Source organism: Yoonia sp. 2307UL14-13 (assembly GCF_037572755.1).
Classification (GTDB): Bacteria; Pseudomonadota; Alphaproteobacteria; order Rhodobacterales; family Rhodobacteraceae; genus Yoonia.
Genome location: NZ_JBBIFZ010000002.1, coordinates 313358 through 332934, shown reverse-complemented (window position 1 = coordinate 332934; position 19577 = coordinate 313358). Strand labels below are relative to the sequence as shown.

The following is a 19577-nucleotide window of genomic DNA, read 5'->3' as shown; positions in this document are numbered from 1 at the left end:
ACACGACTGCGCCACTGAATTGATTGGAGCCTTATGTCTTGGTTTAGCAAAGTTGCCTGGAAAGAAGGTCTTTTCCTGCAACCGCAGCATCTGCAGCAAAGTGATCGCTATCTTGAAAAGCTGATCCAGGCGCGGACGGATGTGATGACCCCTTATCCATGGGGCCTGTCCGAGATGACGATCGACCGCGACATGGCGCAGCAAGGGCGGCTCGGGCTGCGCAGCGTCGTCGGTATCATGCCCGACGGGACGCCTTTTGACGCGCCCAACGCGGGCGATCTGCCCATGCCGGTGGATGTGCCCGAGGACGCGAAGGGCCTTTTCGTCTGGCTGACCTTGCCCGATCTTAGCCAGAACGGCCAGGATGTCGGGTTAGGCGCCGATGCCGCCACCACGCGCTATCAGCTTTCGACCGAAACGGTGGCCGACAATGCCTCTGGCGCGCGGATCGAACATCAGATCGACACGGCGGTGCCCCGGCTTGAACTGGATATCCGCAAATCGGCGAAACCCGGATATCAGTGCCTGCGCATCGCACGGATCAACGAGGTGCGGGATGGTGTGATCTCTCTCGATGACACCGTGCCGCCGCCTGCACTGGTATTGGCCGTCCATCCGGTTGTCGAAGGTTATCTGAGCCGTGTCGTCGGCTGGATCGAGGCGAAGCTGGGCAGCCTCGCACGCTATGCCTCTGATCCGTCGGCGGGTGGCGGGATGCAGGCGACCGATTATCTTATGTTGATGGTGCTGAACCGTGAAATCGGGGTTTTGCGCCATATGGGACATGGCCGTGCGGTACATCCCGAGCGGCTTTATGAACGCCTGGTCGGTTTTGCGGGTGAACTGGCCACATTCGACAATGGCGAACGGATGGCACGGGAATACAAGCCCTATGATCATGGCGATCTGAAAGAAACGTTCACGCCCGTCGTGCAAGACATCCAGCGCCTGCTCAGCCGCGATGTTGGCCGCGCGGTGCGGCTTGATCTGCAGCGGGTGCGCCAGAATTCCTATCTGGCCGAAGTGCGCGACCGGAACCTGTTCCGCGACGCGACATTCGTGGTCGAGGTCAATGCAAGCAAGGCACTGACCCAGGTCCAACAGCAATTCCCCGAACTCTGCAAAGTCGGGCCGAACACCCGCATGTCAGAGATCGTCAAGAACAACCTGCCCGGCATCAGCCTGATGCATTTGCCAAATCCGCCCAAACAAATCAGGGTGATTTCCACGAACGTGTATTTCCTGCTGGATCGGAACACGCCGCTTTGGCAGGAATTCTCGACCGCACCTGCGATCGGGATGCATTTCGCAGGTGACTGGCCCGAACTGAAACTGGAGCTTTGGGCCATACCGGAGAAAGCCTGATGTCCGACGATGATGACAAGACGGTTTTTGGCGGGCCCCTTCCCGGGGCGCGGCCCAACCCGCCGGGCGGTGACCGCACCGTCATCGGCGGCGCGACGCCGCCTGCGCCGAGCCCGGCACCATTCGGGCGTCCTGCGCCGCAGGGCGGCAACACCTGGCTTGGCGGGGCCGTCCCGCAGCCGGGCGGTGATATCGGCCGACCCAATGCGCCCAGCGACAGCTTTTTCCCCGATCTACCCAGCGAAGCGCCGCAATCCGCGCCGCTGCAGACCCCACGGATCAGCCTGCAAGAGGCCCTGCGTGCCAAGGGTCTGGGCAAAGGCGGCCCCAGCAACCCACTGCTTGCTGCCGCCGCCAATCTGTTGATCCTTTTCGGCCGTCTCCGCACCGGCATGGTCGAAATGCAGGTCCAGCCGCTGATGGACCATGTGACCCGGGAACTCAGCCAGTATGAAGCCAACGCCGTCGCCGCCGGTGCCGACCCGCATGAGGCGCAGGTGGCCAAATACGCACTATGCGGTACGGCGGACGATATCGTTCAGAACCTGCCCGGCGCGGATCGCGGCGCGTGGAGCCAGTATTCCATGGTCGCCCGTTTCTTCCAGCGGCGCGACTCAGGCGTGGGGTTTTTTCAAGAGGCGGAAAAGGCCATGCAGGCCCCCGCCCAACGGTTCGATCTACTGGAGCTGATGCTGACCTGCCTGTCACTGGGGTTCGAAGGGCAGTATCGCACGGCGCCCAACGGCACTGTCGAGCTGTCTCGCATCCGCTCTGCGATTTATGAAACATTGCGCCGGGTAAAACCACGCCCGGACGAGGATATCTCGGTCAAATGGGCGGGTGTCCCGCTGGCTGGACGGCGCAAATTCGGTGGGCTACCGATGTGGATTTACGCCAGTATCGCCGCTGTGCTTTTGGTGGGCGCCTTCGCGGCGCTGTCGACGCTGATCAATCGCGATGGCAATGCCGTCGCGACCGAATTGAACGAATTGCACCCGGAACTGACCGGTCTGACCTTGGTCAGGAATTTCCCGACAGAGCTCTTTACGCCGCCGCCTCCTGACGAAACACAGTTGGAACGGGTGCGCGACGCTCTGGCGAGGGAAGACGTAGACGTCGGCATCAGAGGCGATTTCATCTTTGTGCGTGTCGGCAACGCGCTGTTGTTCGACTCGGGTAGCGCCGAGGTCAAACCGCAATTTCAAGAGGTTGCGCCGGATATCATCGACACCCTGAATTCCGAACGTGGTCCAATCCGCGTAATTGGATATACGGATAGTTCTCAACCAGGTCGAAATGCACGGTTCAAGACCAATCAGGAATTATCCGTCGCGCGTGCTGAAGCTGTCGCCAGCATACTCAAAGCGGGGCTGATCGCGCCGGATTGCGCGCCTGACACTTTCCAACTGTCGTTGGGTGATGGAGAGCAGCTTCAAACATCCACCCCAAGCGATGATCCAGCCTGCGCTGCCGCCTACCAGCGGATGACTGTCGAAGGCCGGGGCGAGGCAGAGCCGATCGCCGATAACACCACCCGCGAAGGCCAAGCGCAAAATCGCCGTGTCGAAATCCTGCTCGCACGGGAGGGCACGTTTTGAATATTTTCCGCCGTCTCTTCCGTCTTTTGCGTTGGCGCCCATGGATGCGTATTCCGGCCATCATCCTCGGCATCATCTGCGTCGTGATCGCCATCTGGATCGGCTTTCCGATGACCGGCGTCGCTTTCCTGTCCACGATATGGCTGCGCGCGACGTTGATCGGCGTCATCGTGGGCCTGATCCTGCTTTTTCAGATCCTGCGCTGGCGCAAACGCCGCGCCGCCGCGCGCGAGATCGAAGAGGCACTGACCCCAGCTGTTCCACAAGGCGACGGTGCAGAACTGACCAAACGTATGAACGACGCGCTGGCCACGCTCAAGAAATCCGGCGGCGCGTCCTATCTGTATGACCTTCCTTGGTACGTGATCATCGGCCCGCCCGGCGCGGGCAAAACCACGGCGCTGCGCAATTCCGGAATCGAGTTTCCTTTGTCGAATGCCGAGGATGCAGGCGTCGTGTCAGGCTTTGGCGGCACGCGGTATTGCGATTGGTGGTTCGCCGAAGACGCGATCCTGATCGACACTGCCGGGCGTTACACCACGCAAGACAGTGACAAGGTCGCTGATGAAAGCAGTTGGCAATCATTCTTGGACCTGCTCAAGAAATCGCGGCCAAAACAGCCCATCAACGGTGTGATCCTGGCGTTCTCGGTCGAAGACATGATGAATGCCACGCCGCAGGAATTGTCCAAACACAGCGAAATCGTCCGCGCGCGTCTGGCGGAAGTGCACGAAAAACTGCGCATCGATTTCCCGGTCTACGTCCTGTTCACCAAGGCTGACCTGATCTCGGGCTTTCGGGAATATTTCAGCAGCTTCAGCCTCAACCGGCGCAAGTCCGTCTGGGGCGTGACGTTCCAGACCAAGGACCGCAAGGCGCTGACCCACGAACAGGTGCCAGAAGAATTCGACCTGCTGGTATCGCGTCTGTCGGACGAACTGATGGACCGCCTGACCGAAGAACCCGACGGGATCAGCCGCGTCGCGATCTTCGGGCTGCCCGGACAAATGGCGCTGTTGCGCGACAATGTCACCGACTTCCTGCGCCGGGTGTTCGAACCGACCCGCTACAAGACCAACGCGATCCTGCGCGGTTTCTATTTCACCTCCGGCACGCAAGAGGGCACGCCAATCGACCAGGTCCTTGGCGCGATGTCCCGCAATGATCAGGCCCCCGGCGCGTTTGCACCATCGTTCATGTCAGGGCAGGGGAAAAGTTTCTTCCTGCATGATCTTCTGAAACGGGTGATTTTCGAAGAACAGGATTGGGTCGGCCACGATGCCCGCGCCGTGCGGCGTGCGCGCATCCTGCGGATCACCGGCCTGTCGATGATTGGGCTGACGACGGCGGGCCTGCTCGCCGGGCTGGGCTTCAGCTTTTGGCAGAACAAGACCTATGTCGATACGGTCGCCGAACAGACCGCGTCTTACGCCAATGCGGCACAATTCGAACTGGCGACGACGGAAATCGACGACAGCGAAGTCCTGTCGGTCTTGCCATATCTCGACCGCATGCTTGAAGTCCCGCTGCGCGATGGCAGTCCGGTCGAGGCAGAACCATGGAACGGATTGGGCCTGCGCCAGCTTGGCCGTATCAACAACGCGGCACGCCTGTCCTATAGCGACGCGCTGGAACTCATGCTGCGCCCCCGCTTGGTGCTTGCCGTTGAGGAACAACTGCCCGCCCTGCGTAACGCGGGCGACCCGGCGGACATCTATCGCGCGCTCAAGGTCTACATGCTGCTTGCCGGCGCTGGCCCGCGCCCGGATGACGCCGCGATCCAGGCGTGGTTCGGTGAGATCTGGGACAATGAATTCAGCAGCGTCGGCAGCCGCGCCACGGGCGAGGCGCTGAACCTGCATCTGGCGAATATGCTGGAACTTGACGATACGCGCGATATCAACATCCCCATCGACAACGCCGCCGTGACGCAGGCCCGCAGCGCGATCGTGCAGATGTCGCTGGTCGATCAGGCCTATGCCATCATCGAAGACAAGGCGCGGTTTTCGTCGCTACCCGATTTCAACCTGTCAGAAACGCTGGCCCCCGAAGGCCCGATCGTCCTGTCCACCAATGACGGCAGCGATTTCGTCGATCTGACGGTGCCGGGTCTCTACACGTTCGACGGTTATTGGTTCTTCTTCCTCGAACAGGTCATCGCCGTCAAAGAGGTCCTGGAAAACGATCAATGGGTGCTGGGCGAGCAGGCGGATGCGGTCAACTATGAAAGCCAGCTTGCCGGGCTGGATCAGGCGTTGCAGCGGCGGTACGGGCAGGAATTCGAGGCGGCATGGAACAGCATGCTGGACCGGGTGCAAGTCAACAACATGGCCGATGAGGCCCCGAATTACGGTGCGCTGGGTACCGCAGCGTCGGAATTCGCTTCACCGATTGTACGACTGGCTGGGGCGGTTAGTGAACAGACGAAACTGACCCAATTCCTTGACGATCTGGCGGCGGAACTGACGGCAACCCCGACTGAAGGTGAAGGCGCAGGTGCGGCGATCGGCGGAAAGCTCTATCAGCGGGTCTTGGGCAGAACCGGCGGCCTGGAGCGGATCCTGCTTGAAGCTGCGGCAGACAGCACCAAAAACCAAAGTCAAATCGGCGGTGGTGGTGGCGATGGCGGCGTTCGGCGAGAAGCCGAGCGGCTCGAAGATCGGTTCACCCTTTGGCATGTGCTGATGGAAGTGAATACAGCGACAGGGAGTCGACCGATCGACACGATCACAGAGACGCTGGACCAGTTGCACCAGAACCGCCGTTTGACGGCACAATCGGGGACGGACGCCGATGGCGGTCAACTGTTGCGTAGCATTCTCGCCGACCTCGACCGCAACAATTCCCGGCTTCCCGAAACGATGGCGCGGTTCACGTCCAAGATCAAAGCCGATTTCAGTGAGTCATCGACGAATGCCGACATCGCCGAGATGAACCGGCAACTGGCCAATACGGTAACGTTCGAATGTCGTCAGGGGATCGCGGGGCTCTTTCCTTTTGATCCGGCCAATGCATCTGGAACGTCCATTCGCGATTTTTCCAGCTTCTTCGGGCCCAATGGCACGATGCAGCGCTTCTATGACACGTACCTCAGCAGGCATGTCGATAAAACTGTCGAAGGATTTCGCGTGCGGCCAGAAAGCCCGTTTGCCGGTCGCTTGTCTCAAAACATGCTTCTGCAGTTCGAACGCGCCGACAGAATCCAAAGGGCGTTCTTTCAAGGCGGCGGTGATCAACCTCTTGTTCCGATTACATTTTCGCCACGTCAGCTGCCCGCTGATCTGAAAAACATTCTTCTTAACGTCAATGGTGAATTAATTGAACTGATCAACGAAGGGACGTCGCCAAAGGTCGATTGGCCGGGCACAGGTTCCAACATCGAGATGAGTACCGAAACGGAGTTTCAAACAGACGTCCCGGCCAAACAATGGAGAGGTGGGCCATGGGCCATCGTTAACTTCCTGAACGAGGGCCGAGGCAAGAGAGACTTACCCAACGGACTTGAGTTGACCCATGAATTCGCAGGCCGAAATGCGCGCCTGCAAGTCACATTTGCCACCAGTTTCAACCCCTTCACCATGCCTGAACTACGCAGTTTCACCTGCCCGCAAACAGTGGACTGATCTTGGCGCAGGGGGAGGATCATACACCAGCATTGTCCGCTGGCTTTTACGGCAAGCACCCCGCCTTTGGTGATTTCGTCATCGCCGGGCTGTCGCAGCCTCTTTGCGACCTTCTCGAACACTGGCTTGGCCAGATGCTCCCCGATCTGCGCGACGGCGTTGCCGACCTGTGGGAGGATCACTACGACAGCGCCCCCATCATGCGCATCTGGATCGGGCCCGCACTGACGCCCGAAGGGCGCGGTTTCTGCGGCATGATGGCCCCTGCGCGCGACAAGGTCGGGCGTCGGTTCCCGCTTTTGGCTGGCGTTGAAGGGGCCGATATCGCGCCACCCCCCATGCATGCCGATCAAACCCTTTATGATGGGATCGATACGTTCCTGAACGGCTATGATCGCGACCAAGACGATGCACGCGACATGGCGACACGCTTTGCCGCTGCCATATTGGATGATCCGAGCCCCGCCGACCCGCTCCCCGTCACCGATTTCTGGGCGGCGCGCCCCGATGGGGACATCACCCGGCTCTGGGCCGATGTCGCCGCGGCCGAGACGACCCGGGCGCACGCGACCCGCACCTATCTCTGGCGCAGCGGTTCAGACAGTTCCGCGCTCTATGCAACCGACGGCTTGCCCGGTGCCGCAGCCTTTGCATGGATGATGGGTGCGCCCTATACGCCCCCGACGCGGGATGCGGCGCAATGACGGTTCAGACCGAATACTTCACGATTGAAACCGGGGCCGCCACCGACACCGGGCGGGTACGCGCGCACAATGAGGACAGCTACCTCGTCAAACCCGAATTCGGCGTCTGGGTCGTGGCGGACGGCATGGGCGGGCATCAGGCCGGCGACGTCGCGAGCCAGACCATCGTGGCTGAACTGTCGTCGGTCGGGTTCGCCACCTCGCCCGAAGACCTCGAGGTTCGATTCATGGAACGGCTCAGCCACGCGCATGGCCGCATCATCGATCATGCCAAAGAACTTGGCGGCGGCACCGTCGGCGCCACGATCGTCGGGCTTCTCGCGCACGAGGATCGCTATATCTGCATCTGGTCCGGCGACAGTCGAATCTACCGCTTGCGCGACGGGGTGCTGACCCAGCAAACCAAAGATCACACAGAGGTCCGCGAATTGTTCGAGGCCGGGCTGATCTCGGCGGAAGAGGCAGCGAACTGGCCGCGCAAAAACGTCATCACACGGGCAATCGGCGTCACCGATGCGCCACGTTGCGATACGGTCGCAGATACGGTGATAGAGGGCGACATCTTCCTTCTTTGCTCCGACGGCCTGACCGAACACAACAGCGACGATGACATCGCCCACGCGCTACGCTCTGATCAGCCTGCGCAAGCGATCTGCGACGGCTTGATCGCCCAGACACTTGACCGCGGTGCAAAGGATAATGTCACAGCCGTGGTTGTCCGTTGTACGGCCCCGGCGCTCGTCACCCCGGATGACGATTATTGGGAGGGTGAGGCATGACCGACGAACATACCGACCCGCCCGAGGACAAGACCCAGATCGCCAAACCCGTTGATGACCGGACGCAGATCGCGCAGCCCGCGTCGGACGACGACAAAACCGAAATCGTGACGCCCATCGACGATCGGACCAAGATCGCCACATCGACCGAGGACCGGACCGAAATCGCGCCCGGCGCAACCGATCCCGTCACGATCCCGCCACCCGCGCCGAAACCCGAGGTCACGGCGCCGCCGACGGAAAACGCCCCCGCCGTTCCAGTGCCCATCGGCACGTTGATCAACAACAATTACGAGATCAAGAAACTGATCAATGCCGGCGGCATGGGCGAGGTTTTCCGCGGTGAAAACGTCTTTACCGGCGACGACGTCGCGATCAAGATCGTGCTGCAATCGCTGGCCCACGACGAAAAGGTCGCAGCCCTTTTCATGCGCGAGGCCAAGGTGCTCTGCCAGCTCTCGGATCAGGCAATCGTGCGCTACTACAATTTCGTGCGCGATGCCGATCTGGATCGGTTCTGCCTGATCATGGAATTCATCGAAGGCATCGCGCTGTCCGATCACATGCGCGATGTCGCGCCGCTGACGCTGGAACAGGCGACGGGTCTGATACGCCGCGTTGCCGCCGGGTTGGACCGCGCGCACGAGATGGACGTGATCCATCGCGACCTGTCACCCGATAACGTCATGCTGCGCGGTGGATCGGTGGACGATGCGGTGCTGATCGATTTCGGCATCGCCAAATCGGCCGAAATGGCGGAAAGCACGCTGCACGGGCAGTTGGCGGGCAAGTTCAAATACATCTCGCCCGAACAACTCGGCCATTTCGGGGGCGAGATCGGGCCGCGCACGGATATCTATGGTCTTGGCTTGCTGATGGCCGCGGCCTTGCGGGGCAAGCCCCTTGATATGGGTTCTTCGATCGTGGAGGCCGTCAATGCCCGTCGCGAAATTCCGGACCTCGGTGATATCGATCCGGTGCTGCGGCCCCTGCTTGCGCATATGCTGGAACCCGATCCCATCGATCGCCCGGCGCGCATGCTTGACGTGATCGCCATGCTGGACGACCCGCACAAGGTTCCCGCCAAGTATCGCGGCACTGACGGTTCACCAAGTGACGTATCGGGTTTCAGCACACCGCCGCAAATCGGCGGTACACAGGGGCTGCAACAGCCACCGGTGCAATCGCCGACAACACTTGGTTTCGGAACGGCATCGGGCGACACCGCGTCGGCCAGCCCGTTTGGCGCGACGACCGGTCTGGAAGACCTCGCCGCCCCGCCGCCTGTACCCGAACCGCCTGCTGGGGGCGGAATCCTGCGCTGGCTCGTTGTGCTTTTGATTTTTGGCGGCATTGGCGGATATCTGGCGCTGCAGCAAGGCTGGATCGGCCCGCAGGATACGGTAACCGTCACACCGACACAGCTGCCGCAGAATAACACCGAAACCGGTGGTTTCGATCAATCATCACGCGAAGGTTTTTTGTCTGGCTGGTCCAACGACGCCTGCACTTTCGTCACGCGGATCAATGGCGGGGCGGACAGCGGCACAATCGTCGGCTTTTCATCGTCGGAAGCGGCGTTCGACGGTCTGCTTGACGCTTACGAGGCGCAATTCAACGCACGTCCTGCTATGAAAGAACACGTCATCACCGATGCGCAATGCCCGGCCATTGCTCTTGCCAACGCGATCCGCACGCCAGAGGCAAGCCCCCCGTTTCTATCGCTCGACAGCGACGAAATGCGCGGCGATGAGCCGCTGATCGGACAGTTGGGCGGGCGCGATGGTCGACCCGCGTGGCTGGCCTTGGTCAGTGAAACGGGCGGTGTCTTCAATCTGACCGGGCGGCTGAACGAACAGGCCAGCGGGCGGGCGACATTCGAATTCGGCCTGCGCCCGGACGAGGGCGCGACAACAACGCCCCAGATCGTTCTTGTCGTCGCGACAGAGTCGACTTTGCGGACCCCCGCGGCGTCTGTCGACGGACGCGACGCAGCGATCCTCTTGCCACTGATCGAGGCTGAAATCAAAGCAGGCAATGCAGACCGCGCCGGGATCGCTCTGGTTGGCTTTGACTACATTCCTTAGCGGATATCGAACGTCGCCATCACGATCGGCACGTTCACCCCGACTTCTTCGGCCAGTGCAGTGAAATAGTCCTCGGCGAGTTGCCCATTCTGCGGGTTCAGCGCCTGCGGGCGACCGGCTGTCGCCAGCGCGATCAGAACGGCCTTGGTGTCCCGCGCCGATCCCGTCCGGCTGAGCACGACATCGAAACGGGCGGTATTCGGGGTAAAGCTCAGATCATCGCCCAGATCGGTCACGACGCCATTGTCATCCACCATCAAAAGCGAGATGTAGCGCCCGGCCGTATTCGTGATCTGCCCGGTCAGACTATCGCCCGTATTGATGACCTCTTCATCAATATCCATCCCAAGCCGAAATGTAGGATAGGCGCGGTTCTGGCGAATATAGTTCAACGCGGCGCACTGCCTTGAGTCGGTCAGATTACGGGTGAATCCTGGTCGCGGGTCCAGATTGGCCAGCACCGCCTCGGCAAAGCTGGACATCGCATTCTCATCCGAACCAAACATCACCAGTTCGGGAACATCATCGGCACCTTGCTGAGGTATCGCCAGCAGGCAGGGATCGGTCAAACGCCCGCGAATGCGGGTGATCAATTCGCTGACCGCGCCGCCGGCGGTCGCGCCGTCTGGCGTCGGGGCCTGTGCTGTGGCTTGCGGCAGGTCCGGCAACGCGGATGTCGGCTGCAGCGCCGTCGCGCCGGATGGGGTCAGGCTGATGACCGGTGCCGCCGCCACCTCCGCCGTCGCGCCGGGCGTCACGGACGAAGGTGCCGTGGGCGCGACCGGGCGAAGCGCGGTTGCCGTCACCGGGGCCAGGGTCGTGGCCGCACCATCCTCTGGCCGCAAGGGGCTGATATCAGTCGGTGCCACTGCCGTTTCCGTCGCCACCGGGGCAAGCGTCTGTGGCGTCAATTCCGGCTCTTCCGGCGCTGCGGGTTCTTCAGGCGGGGTTTCTGGTTCGTCCGGCGCGCCCCCGGCATCGGGATCCTCTGCAACAACAGGTGGCGGATCCTCCCCCTCGCCTTCGATCGGATCCTCGACCAGTGGCGCATTTGTCTCTGGAGCCTCCAACACCACCGGATCGTCCTCGAGCACGATACTGACGATCTCAATCTCGGGTTCCGGCTCTACCGCAGCCAAACGCTCGGGCAACAGATCAAAGGCAAGCACGGCGGCCCCCAGATGCACAACGGCAGAGGCCCCAAACGCCTCGGCCCAATGCAATGTGCGGCGCTTACGATCCCCGAAAATCATGACCCGATGCTCCGCCGCAGCGTGACCAGTTTGATCTCGATATCGGCCAAGGCCGGGCGATCCAGAATATCCAGCAACGTTTCAGCCGGCGCCGTGCCCGCGATCAGAACATGCAAGGTAAACGGCGCCTCTAATTCCGCGATCGCCGCACCCAACAGGTCCGGGTTCACCGATTGCTCACCCAACTGCCAATTCCCGCCATCGCGGACAATCAGAATGGGTTGCGGCAACTGATCCAATGGCAGTTCGGTGGTTTCGGCAATCTCGATCCCCTGGGTCGGCGGGTTCAACAACTGCCCGGTCGCCAGAAAGAAAAAGATCAGCAACAGCACGATATTCACGATCGCCAGTGACACATCCATGCCGACACCGGACTTGCGTTGCGGCAGGGCGCGGATCATCCGGTGCCTCCCGTCTCCGCGATCTGGACCGATGTGACCCCGGCACTGGTCAGCGCCTCCAGGACCGAGGTCAAGTCCTGCACGCGTGCCGTATCTTCCAGGATCAGGATCACCTGAGCCTCGGTGTCCTGACCGACAATGCCCGCCAGAAACGACAACTCATCCAACCCATATCCCACATTGTTCGACACGACCTCACCCTCACGGACGGTCCAGACCAAGGCGTTATCGCCCGGGATGGCCGGCTCTTCCGATGGGGTCGCGTCCGGGTCGCTTGCCACCTCACCAGGGGCGGCTCCGCTGCGGATCGTCAGCAGGGAATAGGGCGTCAGGCTCGACGTCAGCATGAAGAAGATCAGCAGCTGAAACATCGCATCGGCCAATGGTGTCAGGGCAAAGCGATAGCGGCGCGATGACCGCGGCTGCATCACCGGATGTTCACGTGCCGTATATGCCTCGGCCGTTTGGGACATCAGGCCGTCTTGGTGTCGACACGGCCATTGATCGCGGCGGAAATCAGCGCCTCGATCGATTGCCGTTCGCTTTCGATCCGGCCTTCCAGCCACGTCGCGACAAAGTAAGTCACAAGCGCGATGGCAAGGCCTGCCGCGGTGGTGGTCAGGGCCGTCCAGATACCACCCGCAAGAAGCGCGGGGTCAACCGCGCCCTCGGCTGTGGAGAGGGTGCTGAATGCATCGATCATCCCGATCACGGTGCCCAGCAAGCCCAGCATCGGGGCCGCCTGCACGACGGTTTCCAACAGACGCATGCGGCTGGTCATCGCCGAGAGTTCCACGATAGCAGTCTGCCGCCCCAATTCCTCGGCAAAGCCGCGATCATCCGGTTTCGCGCGCAGCCCGGCAAAGACCGATTGCAATACCCGTTCCAGCACGGATTTGCGGCCCGCGGCGGCTTGCAGGGCCTTGTCGGCACGCCCGCCCAACCAATCGGCCAGCACCTCTTCGGCGCGGCGTACCTTACCAACGCCCAGACGGGCGAACTGGAATGTCTTGAAAAAGGCGACCGTCACCGCAAGCAGCGACATGACGGCCAGCGCCGCGAAGACCGCGATCGTCGGCGCGTTCAGGGCGGAAAGGTCCGGGGCGTTCATAAAATGTCCTTACACGAAAAAAGGCGACAGGCGCTCAGATACCGAACTGAATGGCGCCGCGCGACCCGGTTTCCAGCCCTGTCATGCAGAAATCACCCGTTTGGCCGTCGGCCAGGGTGCATGCAGCGACTTCATTGACGGTAATGCGCGAGATATCTTCGCAGGCGCGGCCCGCCAGATCGAACTGCACAACCTTCGTCTTGCCTTCGATCAATGCCCCGAATTCAAGGATCAGAAGGTCGGTAACGATCCCTTCCGCATCGAACACCGCGACTTGATACGACACGGCTTCCAGCGCCGCGCCAGTGCCGTTATTGGCCACATAGGTCAGACGGCATCCACCATCACCCTCGATATTGGCCGCATTGTTCAGATCAAGCGAAAATCGGGCCGGTCCATCTTGCGCCATGGCAGGGGCAGCCGCAAAAGCGACCACAGTCGATGCGGCCGTCAGCAAGGTCATCAAAGTCTTGAAATTCATCACATCCCTCGATCCGTTTCATCGCACACGGGGTTGGCCCCGTTGCGCGTACACAAGTCAAAGGGATTGGGCCGCATCAACCCACAGGTGTCAATACGCCTTTAGCGAAAGACCCCGACGGACCACGTGTTTCGGATCAGGCGCGACCGTACACGGGTCGTCTGCACATCCGGGATGGCGGGTTGTACCATCACCTCGGCAATCTCGGTCGGGAACGGTGTTCCGACAGAATCCGAATCGCCGGACATTTCCAGCGGCAGGGTCTGCGGTTGTGCGGACCCGAAGAATGCGTCGAAACTGAACGAACCGGACGGCGCCACATCACGCATCTGCGCGGCGCCAGCAACGGGGATTGCACTGATAACGCAGGCCGTTACGGCACCTGCTAAAAACGTGCTCAAAGGACGTGCCATCGTGACAATCCTCCTCTCATTAGGCCCCCATATAGTTTATCATAACATGAAAAACGTCGAAGGGCAGTAAATTTAAGAAACAGCCCTAACAGAGCGTGTTCAAAACCGAAACAATTCAAGATATTACCGTCACGTGATTTTGAACCTTTCCCGTCCATTGCGCCTGTTTTGCCACATATGTCTGTTGGGTCTGTCGTTGTCGCCACGCCCGGCGCATGCGCAATTTTCCGTGTGTAATCAATCGTTTGATGTCGTAAACGTCGCCATCGGCCTGTTCGAAGAAGACGGCTTTGTCACCCGCGGTTGGTGGACGGTCGGCCCGAACCAATGCGCCAACGTCATCCGGGACGAATTGCAATCGCGCTACATCTACGTCTTCGCGCAAGACGTCTTCGGCAAGGAAATCCTGCGCGGCACCGTCTCCCTTTGCGTGGCGCCGGATGGATTCGAGGTCAAAGGCGAACGCGATTGCGTCGTCGACGGTTTGGTCCCAGTGGACTTTATTGAGGTCGACACGCTCGAGACCGAACGCTGGACCCTCTTTTTGGCACCTCCACCATAGCATGCGTCATGCGACTGGGCTAAACTTGGTACGATGGAAACCGCACGGGGTCGGTATGGCAGCGAAATCGCGTCACTTCGGCATTTTGATCACGGCGATGCTTGCGCTGGGCCTGACCACGCCAGCGCAAGCCGAACGCACCCTGATCATCGCCAATGATGGCTATTCCGACAGCGACCCAGGTGCGGGTATCGCACGCCGCGCCAGTCAGATGTCGGCGGCTTTGCAAGGGTTCGGCTATGCCGCGAAACGTCTGACCAACCCGACGCTCGCCGATGTTTCGGATGAACTGGACATCCTGGCCGCCGAAACCGGGGCGGTCGTGATCTATTATGCAGGGCGGACCAGCGCAGAGGCTGATGAAACCTATCTGCTGCTTGGCGACGGGACCGATAGGATCGCCTTGTCCGACCTTCTGGCGCAGGCAGGTGTTGGGACGCGCGACGCAACGATCGCATTCCTCGATATCTGCGCTGACCCGGTCGCACGGCCCGACGACACGGCCGGCGACGCCGAGGTAGAAGAAACCGTGACCGCGACGATGGGGGCCATCCCGACGGATAACGGCCTGTTCATGGCGGGGAGCGTCGGACCCGGTGCGACATGCGAACAGCCCGACCGGGCATTTACCGAAACACTGCGCGAACGGCTGGAATTACAGGGGTTGCCGCTTGAAGCGTTCTTTTTGGAAACATCCTATTTCGTCAACTCCACCCTGGCCCAACCGTTCTTTTTCGGGGGTGGGGGCGGCGAGGTACAGCTGACCGCCGAAGACTACGCCTATCTTGATACATTATCGCCCACCGCGCGGGACAACATCATCGCGATCTGGCAGGCCAGTGGTATCGCCGTGGACCGCCCGGGCAGCAATGCGCCCATCGATACCAACAGGGTCATCACGACAGGGACACGGGTTCTGACGTCGCCCGTCAGGGCGGTCAGCGGCGGCACGACGCTCGCACCCGTGTCCGCGACGCCCCGCAGGATCGGGGCGATATCGCGCGGACAGGAACCTGCGACGACGCCGTCGGTGGCACCGACCCCGGCACCCGTGACCGAGACGACCGCACGCCCTGTGCCCGGCACGGGCGGCCTGCCCGAGCCTTCGATCATCGTCGGGCTGTTGAACCAACCGATCGAAGCAGGCTTTGGTACCACGGCCGAGGAACCAAGCGCGTTTTCCGGTGAAACGCTCGACTATCGCGACCTGGAAAACAGACGGTCATTACGCGAAGACGATCCAGAGCTTTTCGGGTCACTTGTCGATGGCGGGGCTTTCGATCCCCCCGATGCGGAATTGATCGTCGCCCTGCAAACGGAATTGCAGCGGATGAACTGCTATAACGCCGGTATCGACGGGGCGTGGGGGCCGGGGTCGCGCCGATCGGTCGCGCGATACTTTGAACAAATCGGCGAAGCCGCGCCATCGCAGGAACCGACAATGCTGATCTTTCGCCAGATCATGCTGCGCGATGACGTGACCTGCCCCGCGATCGCCCAACCGGTACGGCAACCGCAGGCATCCACCCCGCGTCAGCAGGCCCCCCGTCAGCAGGCGCCACGGCAACAGCCTGCGCCACAGGCAGCCCCGACACGCGCACCCCAAACGTCAACACCGCCCCGTACGATCAACCGCAATACCGGTACAGGCATTTTCCGCTAGGTCCCGCAATACCATGGATGTCGATCCGCAATTTCGCCAGTCCCGCGCCGCAGCTAAGCGCAGGCGGATGCAAAGGCGACTGGCATGGGCGGCGATCGGTGGTGGCGGGTTGACGATCACAGGGCTGATCGGCGCCGGTATCATCTGGCTGTTCAGCGGCCCTGATGACGCGCCGATCGCGGCAACCACAGATGACGACGATGCCGAACAAATCACCCAGGTGGAAACGGCCGGCGCCCCACCGGCCACGCGGCTCAGCACACCGTTTGTGGATATCCCCGGCGATCCGATGATCTTGCGCTTTGCCGCCAGCACGACCAGCAAGCAACGCAATACCAGCGATACCTCCCTGGACCCGGCCCGCTTCGGGCCCGCGAGGCCCGATCAACTGGCGCTCTTGATCGAAGATCTCGTGGTGCGCGAAAGCCGTCTGATGACGTCGCTGCCCTCGAGCCGAGAGGATTTCGCGTTTTTTCAAGCCCAGCGCAGCCGCTCGCTCGACCTCGATCCTTCGCTTGCCGCCGCCGTCAGTCAGCCCGTGGGGGACGGCCAGACCGTGACGGTCGAAGACGAGGACAATAGCTGGGGTGAGGCGCTGGGCGAGGAAAGCAACGACAGCGTCACTTATGTCGAAACGCAAATCGAAAACACGACCTCGGTCGCCTTTGTCCGGCCCGAGGCGGAACGCGAGAAAATCTTCGAAGATCTCGTCGTGCGGTTCGTGGCACCGCGGGAACTGACCGATTTCCTGACCGATAATGATGTCACACCGGATATCGCGCAAAGCATCGCCGACGCGGCCGCGGAAACCATGCCGGAACTCGCCGCGATCCAGACCGAGAACGGGTTGCCGGTCGGCACGATCGTCGCGCTGCGACAGCAGCAGATCAATCGGCAACTCACGCCCTTGCAGGTCACGATCTATGGGCCTGAGGGTCGGATTGGCGCGCTCGCGCGGAATGGTCTGCTGGGTTATATCCGGTCGGGTGATCCATGGGTGCAAGAGGACCTGTCACAACTGGTCGCACAATCGGGCAGCACAGAAGGGGAGGTGCGTGATTACCGTTTGCTCGACGCGATCTACAGCGCCGTCATCCGCAACGGGGTGCCGACGGAATTGGTGGGCGAACTGATCGCGATCCTGTCGCAAGCCTACGATCTCGAGGCCGTAGCGGCGCCTGGCGACTCGGTTACCTTGCTTTATGCGCCCAACCGGGGCGATGGCCTCGAACAGATCGCCTATGTCGCGATCAGCGGTCCGTCTGGCAGCATGCCGTGTTATGTCGCCAAAAGCGTCGGGCAGGGCGGTCAAGCCAGCGAATATGCCTGTTTCACCAAGACGGGTCAGATGGGCGGCAATGGCGGTCTTGGCTTTCTGACACCAGTGAACGGTACACTCAGCTCGCGCTATGGCCCCCGGTTTCACCCGGTCCTGAAAGAGGTCCGGCTTCACGGTGGTGTCGATTGGGCCGCACCCACCGGCACACCGATTGTTGCCGCCTTGGATGGCACGTTCGCGAAGGTTGGCAACGGCGGCGGCTATGGCAAAGTCGTCTATATCGACCACGCCAACGGCCTGCAGTCGCGCTATGCGCATATGGACCGTTTCGCACCTACATCTGTTGTTGGGCAACGGGTGCGCGCGGGCGAGGTCATTGGTTATGTCGGCACCACCGGACGTTCGACCGGGCCGCATCTGCATTTCGAGTTGCGGCGCGACAACGAGCCTTTCGATCCATTCACTTTTGTCACCGGGGGGATGACCGCATCCGCCGCGGTCGAGGCGCTGACGGATCAGATCATCAAGGTCGAAAGCGCCGGTAACGCGAACGCCAAAAACCCGCTGTCCACGGCAACCGGCCTTGGCCAATTCATCGAAAGCACCTGGTTGCGGATGATGCGTGAATATGAACCTTCTCTTTACAGAACGATGTTGCGAGGCGAACTTCTTGCGTTGCGGACGGACCCTACGCTGTCGCGGCGGATGGTGCAGAACCTTGCCCGCGAGAACGAGAATTTCCTGCGCGCGCGGGGTCACCGGATCGACGCGGGACGCCTGTATCTGGCGCATTTCCTTGGACCGGGGGGCGCGCATACGGTCCTGTCGTCGGCGGACGAGCTGACCGTGCGCGCGGTGATGGGCGCGGCTGTCGTGAACGCCAATCCGTTTCTGCGCAACTACACCATCGCCGACCTGAAATCCTGGGCCCAGCGCAAGATGCGGGGCGCAGGAAGTAGCGGGGCCAGCACCCCGCGACCGCCCGCGATGACCCCTGAAATCCGGACCTATATCGAGGCGATCGACGCGCTGCTGGGCGAGGAAATCTGACGATCGGAAAAGCGTCGGAATTCCATCGGAATTTCATCGGACCCTGCCGCGCGGCGCATTCACCACATCCATGCATCGCGATAAAGGCGATGGCGGCGCAGCTCGGCCTCTTTTTCCATCTGCGCGCGGGTGCGGCGGGCGTGATGGTGGTTCCAATGATCGGGTGCATTCCAGTTTTGCTGCGGTCGGCGGGGACGAAGAATTGATTCAAGTTTTGTAAGCATGACTTGCCCTTTCAAAAACGATGCCGTCAAAATACTTCTTGAAATATGCAAAAGCGACTTCGTATGATTTTTCATATGTTAGCTCAACTTTCATATGGATTGGCGTGATCTGCCATCTCTCGCCGCGTTGCGCGCGTTCGAAGCTGCCGCACGTTGCGGGTCGTTCAGCCAGGCAGCGCGCGAGCTGAACGTGACCCACGCCGCCATTGCGCAACACGTGCGTGCGATCGAGGCGCAGTTAACGACTTCACTAATGATCCGTGAAGGGCGGGGCGTCACGCTTACCGCCACCGGACGGCAACTTGCCACCGCACTCAGCGACGGTTTCGGCCAGATCGCAAGCGGCGTCCGCGCTGTTGCGTCGGAGGCGGCAGAGAGGCCCATCGCGATCACCACGACACCCACTTTCGCCGAAAACTGGCTGATGCCCCGGCTTGCAGGGTTCTGGACAGCGCATCCCGGCGTGGCGGTTTCGATCAACCCCGACACCGGAGTCACTGACCTGCGACGGGACGGATTCGATCTGGGCATCCGCTATGGCATGGGCGACTGGCCGGGGGTGGCGGCCACTGCATTGGTGGCTTCGGATTATACCATCGTCGGTGCCCCGTCGCTGCTGAAGGGCCGCAAGGCGGATAACCTTGCCGATGTCGCCGACCTTCCCTGGATTTTCGAAACGGTGCACAAAGAGGCGCGGCGCTGGGTCACGTCGATGGGCCTCGATCTGGCATGCTGTCAGATGAACGAGGTCGCCACCTTTGGCCTGCTTCTTCCTGCGGTCCGGGCAGGGGCCGGCCTGTCGGTCGTCTCAAGCGCGATCGTCGCCGATGATATCGCAGCCGGAAGGCTAGTGGCGGTGATGACAGAGCGGCGGCAGGGGCAGGGGTATCACATAATCCACCCGCCGGGGCCTTTGTCGGAGCGGGTGAAGCTGTTCAAAACCTGGCTATTGGCGCAGGGGGATGTGGACTGAAATCCACCTTA

17 protein-coding genes are annotated in these 19577 nt (G+C 61.3%); 10 read left to right on the top strand and 7 right to left on the bottom strand.

Annotated features, from left to right (window positions below):
• Positions 1-33: 33 nt before the first annotated feature.
• From tssK to V8J85_RS08980, 6 genes are read left to right on the top strand one after another with little or no spacing between them, the layout of a single operon-like run.
• Positions 34-1365 (top strand): type VI secretion system baseplate subunit TssK, encoded by a 1332-nt coding sequence (tssK, locus tag V8J85_RS09005; RefSeq protein ID WP_339953394.1) that lies wholly within the window; start codon positions 34-36, stop codon positions 1363-1365.
• Positions 1365-2963, top strand: a complete 1599-nt coding sequence (icmH, locus tag V8J85_RS09000) for a type IVB secretion system protein IcmH/DotU (RefSeq protein ID WP_339953393.1) — start codon at positions 1365-1367, stop codon at positions 2961-2963. The genes tssK and icmH overlap by 1 nt, the downstream gene beginning before the upstream one ends.
• Before the next feature lie 44 nt (positions 2964-3007).
• Positions 3008-6586 carry a type VI secretion system membrane subunit TssM gene (tssM, locus tag V8J85_RS08995; RefSeq protein ID WP_339953392.1) on the top strand — a complete coding sequence of 1193 codons (3579 nt, stop codon included), beginning with the start codon at positions 3008-3010 and terminating at the stop codon, positions 6584-6586.
• A 2-nt stretch (positions 6587-6588) separates the two neighbouring features.
• Entirely contained in the window at positions 6589-7290 is a 702-nt protein-coding gene (tagF, locus tag V8J85_RS08990) for a type VI secretion system-associated protein TagF (protein WP_339953391.1), read from the top strand.
• The gene (locus tag V8J85_RS08985; RefSeq protein WP_339953390.1) at positions 7287-8069 is read left to right on the top strand and encodes a PP2C family protein-serine/threonine phosphatase; all 783 of its coding nucleotides are present in this window, start codon (positions 7287-7289) and stop codon (positions 8067-8069) included. Before tagF ends, V8J85_RS08985 begins: the two co-directional genes overlap by 4 nt.
• Entirely contained in the window at positions 8066-10156 is a 2091-nt protein-coding gene (locus tag V8J85_RS08980; protein ID WP_339953389.1) for a serine/threonine-protein kinase, read from the top strand. The genes V8J85_RS08985 and V8J85_RS08980 overlap by 4 nt, the downstream gene beginning before the upstream one ends.
• Here the strand turns inward: V8J85_RS08980 and V8J85_RS08975 are convergent.
• From V8J85_RS08975 to V8J85_RS08950, 6 genes are all read right to left on the bottom strand, one after another.
• Positions 10153-11409 carry a hypothetical protein gene (locus tag V8J85_RS08975; RefSeq protein ID WP_339953388.1) on the bottom strand — a complete coding sequence of 419 codons (1257 nt, stop codon included), beginning with the start codon at positions 11407-11409 and terminating at the stop codon, positions 10153-10155. The two genes, V8J85_RS08980 and V8J85_RS08975, sit on opposite strands and share 4 nt — an antisense overlap.
• The gene (locus tag V8J85_RS08970; protein WP_339953387.1) at positions 11406-11810 is read right to left on the bottom strand and encodes an ExbD/TolR family protein; all 405 of its coding nucleotides are present in this window, start codon (positions 11808-11810) and stop codon (positions 11406-11408) included. Before V8J85_RS08970 ends, V8J85_RS08975 begins: the two co-directional genes overlap by 4 nt.
• The gene (locus V8J85_RS08965) at positions 11807-12283 is read right to left on the bottom strand and encodes an ExbD/TolR family protein (RefSeq protein ID WP_339953386.1); all 477 of its coding nucleotides are present in this window, start codon (positions 12281-12283) and stop codon (positions 11807-11809) included. The genes V8J85_RS08970 and V8J85_RS08965 overlap by 4 nt, the downstream gene beginning before the upstream one ends.
• Positions 12283-12921, bottom strand: a complete 639-nt coding sequence (locus tag V8J85_RS08960; protein WP_339953385.1) for a MotA/TolQ/ExbB proton channel family protein — start codon at positions 12919-12921, stop codon at positions 12283-12285. Before V8J85_RS08960 ends, V8J85_RS08965 begins: the two co-directional genes overlap by 1 nt.
• A gap of 34 nt (positions 12922-12955) precedes the next feature.
• Positions 12956-13402: a hypothetical protein gene (locus tag V8J85_RS08955; protein WP_339953384.1), complete on the bottom strand. Its 447-nt coding sequence runs from the start codon at positions 13400-13402 to the stop codon at positions 12956-12958.
• Between the two features lie 101 nt (positions 13403-13503).
• On the bottom strand, positions 13504-13815 hold the full coding sequence (locus V8J85_RS08950) for a hypothetical protein (protein ID WP_339953383.1): 312 nt from the start codon (positions 13813-13815) through the stop codon (positions 13504-13506).
• 133 nt (positions 13816-13948) lie between these two features.
• Here V8J85_RS08950 and V8J85_RS08945 point away from each other — a divergent pair, with 133 nt between their 5' ends.
• Genes V8J85_RS08945 through V8J85_RS08935 form a run of 3 tightly spaced genes read left to right on the top strand, consistent with a single transcriptional unit; the run spans position 13949 to position 18369 of the window.
• On the top strand, positions 13949-14377 hold the full coding sequence (locus V8J85_RS08945; protein ID WP_339953382.1) for a DUF1036 domain-containing protein: 429 nt from the start codon (positions 13949-13951) through the stop codon (positions 14375-14377).
• Positions 14378-14432: 55 nt separating this feature from the next.
• Positions 14433-16040, top strand: a complete 1608-nt coding sequence (locus tag V8J85_RS08940) for a caspase family protein (protein ID WP_339953381.1) — start codon at positions 14433-14435, stop codon at positions 16038-16040.
• 13 nt (positions 16041-16053) lie between these two features.
• Positions 16054-18369, top strand: a complete 2316-nt coding sequence (locus V8J85_RS08935) for a M23 family metallopeptidase (protein WP_339953380.1) — start codon at positions 16054-16056, stop codon at positions 18367-18369.
• A 59-nt stretch (positions 18370-18428) separates the two neighbouring features.
• On the opposite strand, the gene V8J85_RS08930 is transcribed toward V8J85_RS08935, so the two are convergent.
• Entirely contained in the window at positions 18429-18668 is a 240-nt protein-coding gene (locus V8J85_RS08930) for a hypothetical protein (protein WP_339953379.1), read from the bottom strand.
• Positions 18669-18687: 19 nt separating this feature from the next.
• On the opposite strand from V8J85_RS08930, the gene V8J85_RS08925 reads away from it, so the two are divergent.
• Positions 18688-19566, top strand: a complete 879-nt coding sequence (locus tag V8J85_RS08925; RefSeq protein ID WP_339953378.1) for a LysR family transcriptional regulator — start codon at positions 18688-18690, stop codon at positions 19564-19566.
• Positions 19567-19577 lie beyond the last annotated feature (11 nt).

Coding starts and splice junctions, on each gene's coding strand:
- tssK (WP_339953394.1), top strand. CDS start 34: ATGTCTTGGTTTAGCAAAGTTGCCTGGAAAGAAGGTCTTTTCCTGCAA.
- icmH (WP_339953393.1), top strand. CDS start 1,365: ATGTCCGACGATGATGACAAGACGGTTTTTGGCGGGCCCCTTCCCGGG.
- tssM (WP_339953392.1), top strand. CDS start 3,008: ATGCGTATTCCGGCCATCATCCTCGGCATCATCTGCGTCGTGATCGCC.
- V8J85_RS08985 (WP_339953390.1), top strand. CDS start 7,287: ATGACGGTTCAGACCGAATACTTCACGATTGAAACCGGGGCCGCCACC.
- V8J85_RS08980 (WP_339953389.1), top strand. CDS start 8,066: ATGACCGACGAACATACCGACCCGCCCGAGGACAAGACCCAGATCGCC.
- V8J85_RS08975 (WP_339953388.1), bottom strand. CDS start 11,409: ATGATTTTCGGGGATCGTAAGCGCCGCACATTGCATTGGGCCGAGGCG.
- V8J85_RS08970 (WP_339953387.1), bottom strand. CDS start 11,810: ATGATCCGCGCCCTGCCGCAACGCAAGTCCGGTGTCGGCATGGATGTG.
- V8J85_RS08965 (WP_339953386.1), bottom strand. CDS start 12,283: ATGTCCCAAACGGCCGAGGCATATACGGCACGTGAACATCCGGTGATG.
- V8J85_RS08960 (WP_339953385.1), bottom strand. CDS start 12,921: ATGAACGCCCCGGACCTTTCCGCCCTGAACGCGCCGACGATCGCGGTC.
- V8J85_RS08955 (WP_339953384.1), bottom strand. CDS start 13,402: ATGAATTTCAAGACTTTGATGACCTTGCTGACGGCCGCATCGACTGTG.
- V8J85_RS08950 (WP_339953383.1), bottom strand. CDS start 13,815: ATGGCACGTCCTTTGAGCACGTTTTTAGCAGGTGCCGTAACGGCCTGC.
- V8J85_RS08940 (WP_339953381.1), top strand. CDS start 14,433: ATGGCAGCGAAATCGCGTCACTTCGGCATTTTGATCACGGCGATGCTT.
- V8J85_RS08935 (WP_339953380.1), top strand. CDS start 16,054: ATGGATGTCGATCCGCAATTTCGCCAGTCCCGCGCCGCAGCTAAGCGC.
- V8J85_RS08930 (WP_339953379.1), bottom strand. CDS start 18,668: ATGAAAAATCATACGAAGTCGCTTTTGCATATTTCAAGAAGTATTTTG.
- V8J85_RS08925 (WP_339953378.1), top strand. CDS start 18,688: ATGGATTGGCGTGATCTGCCATCTCTCGCCGCGTTGCGCGCGTTCGAA.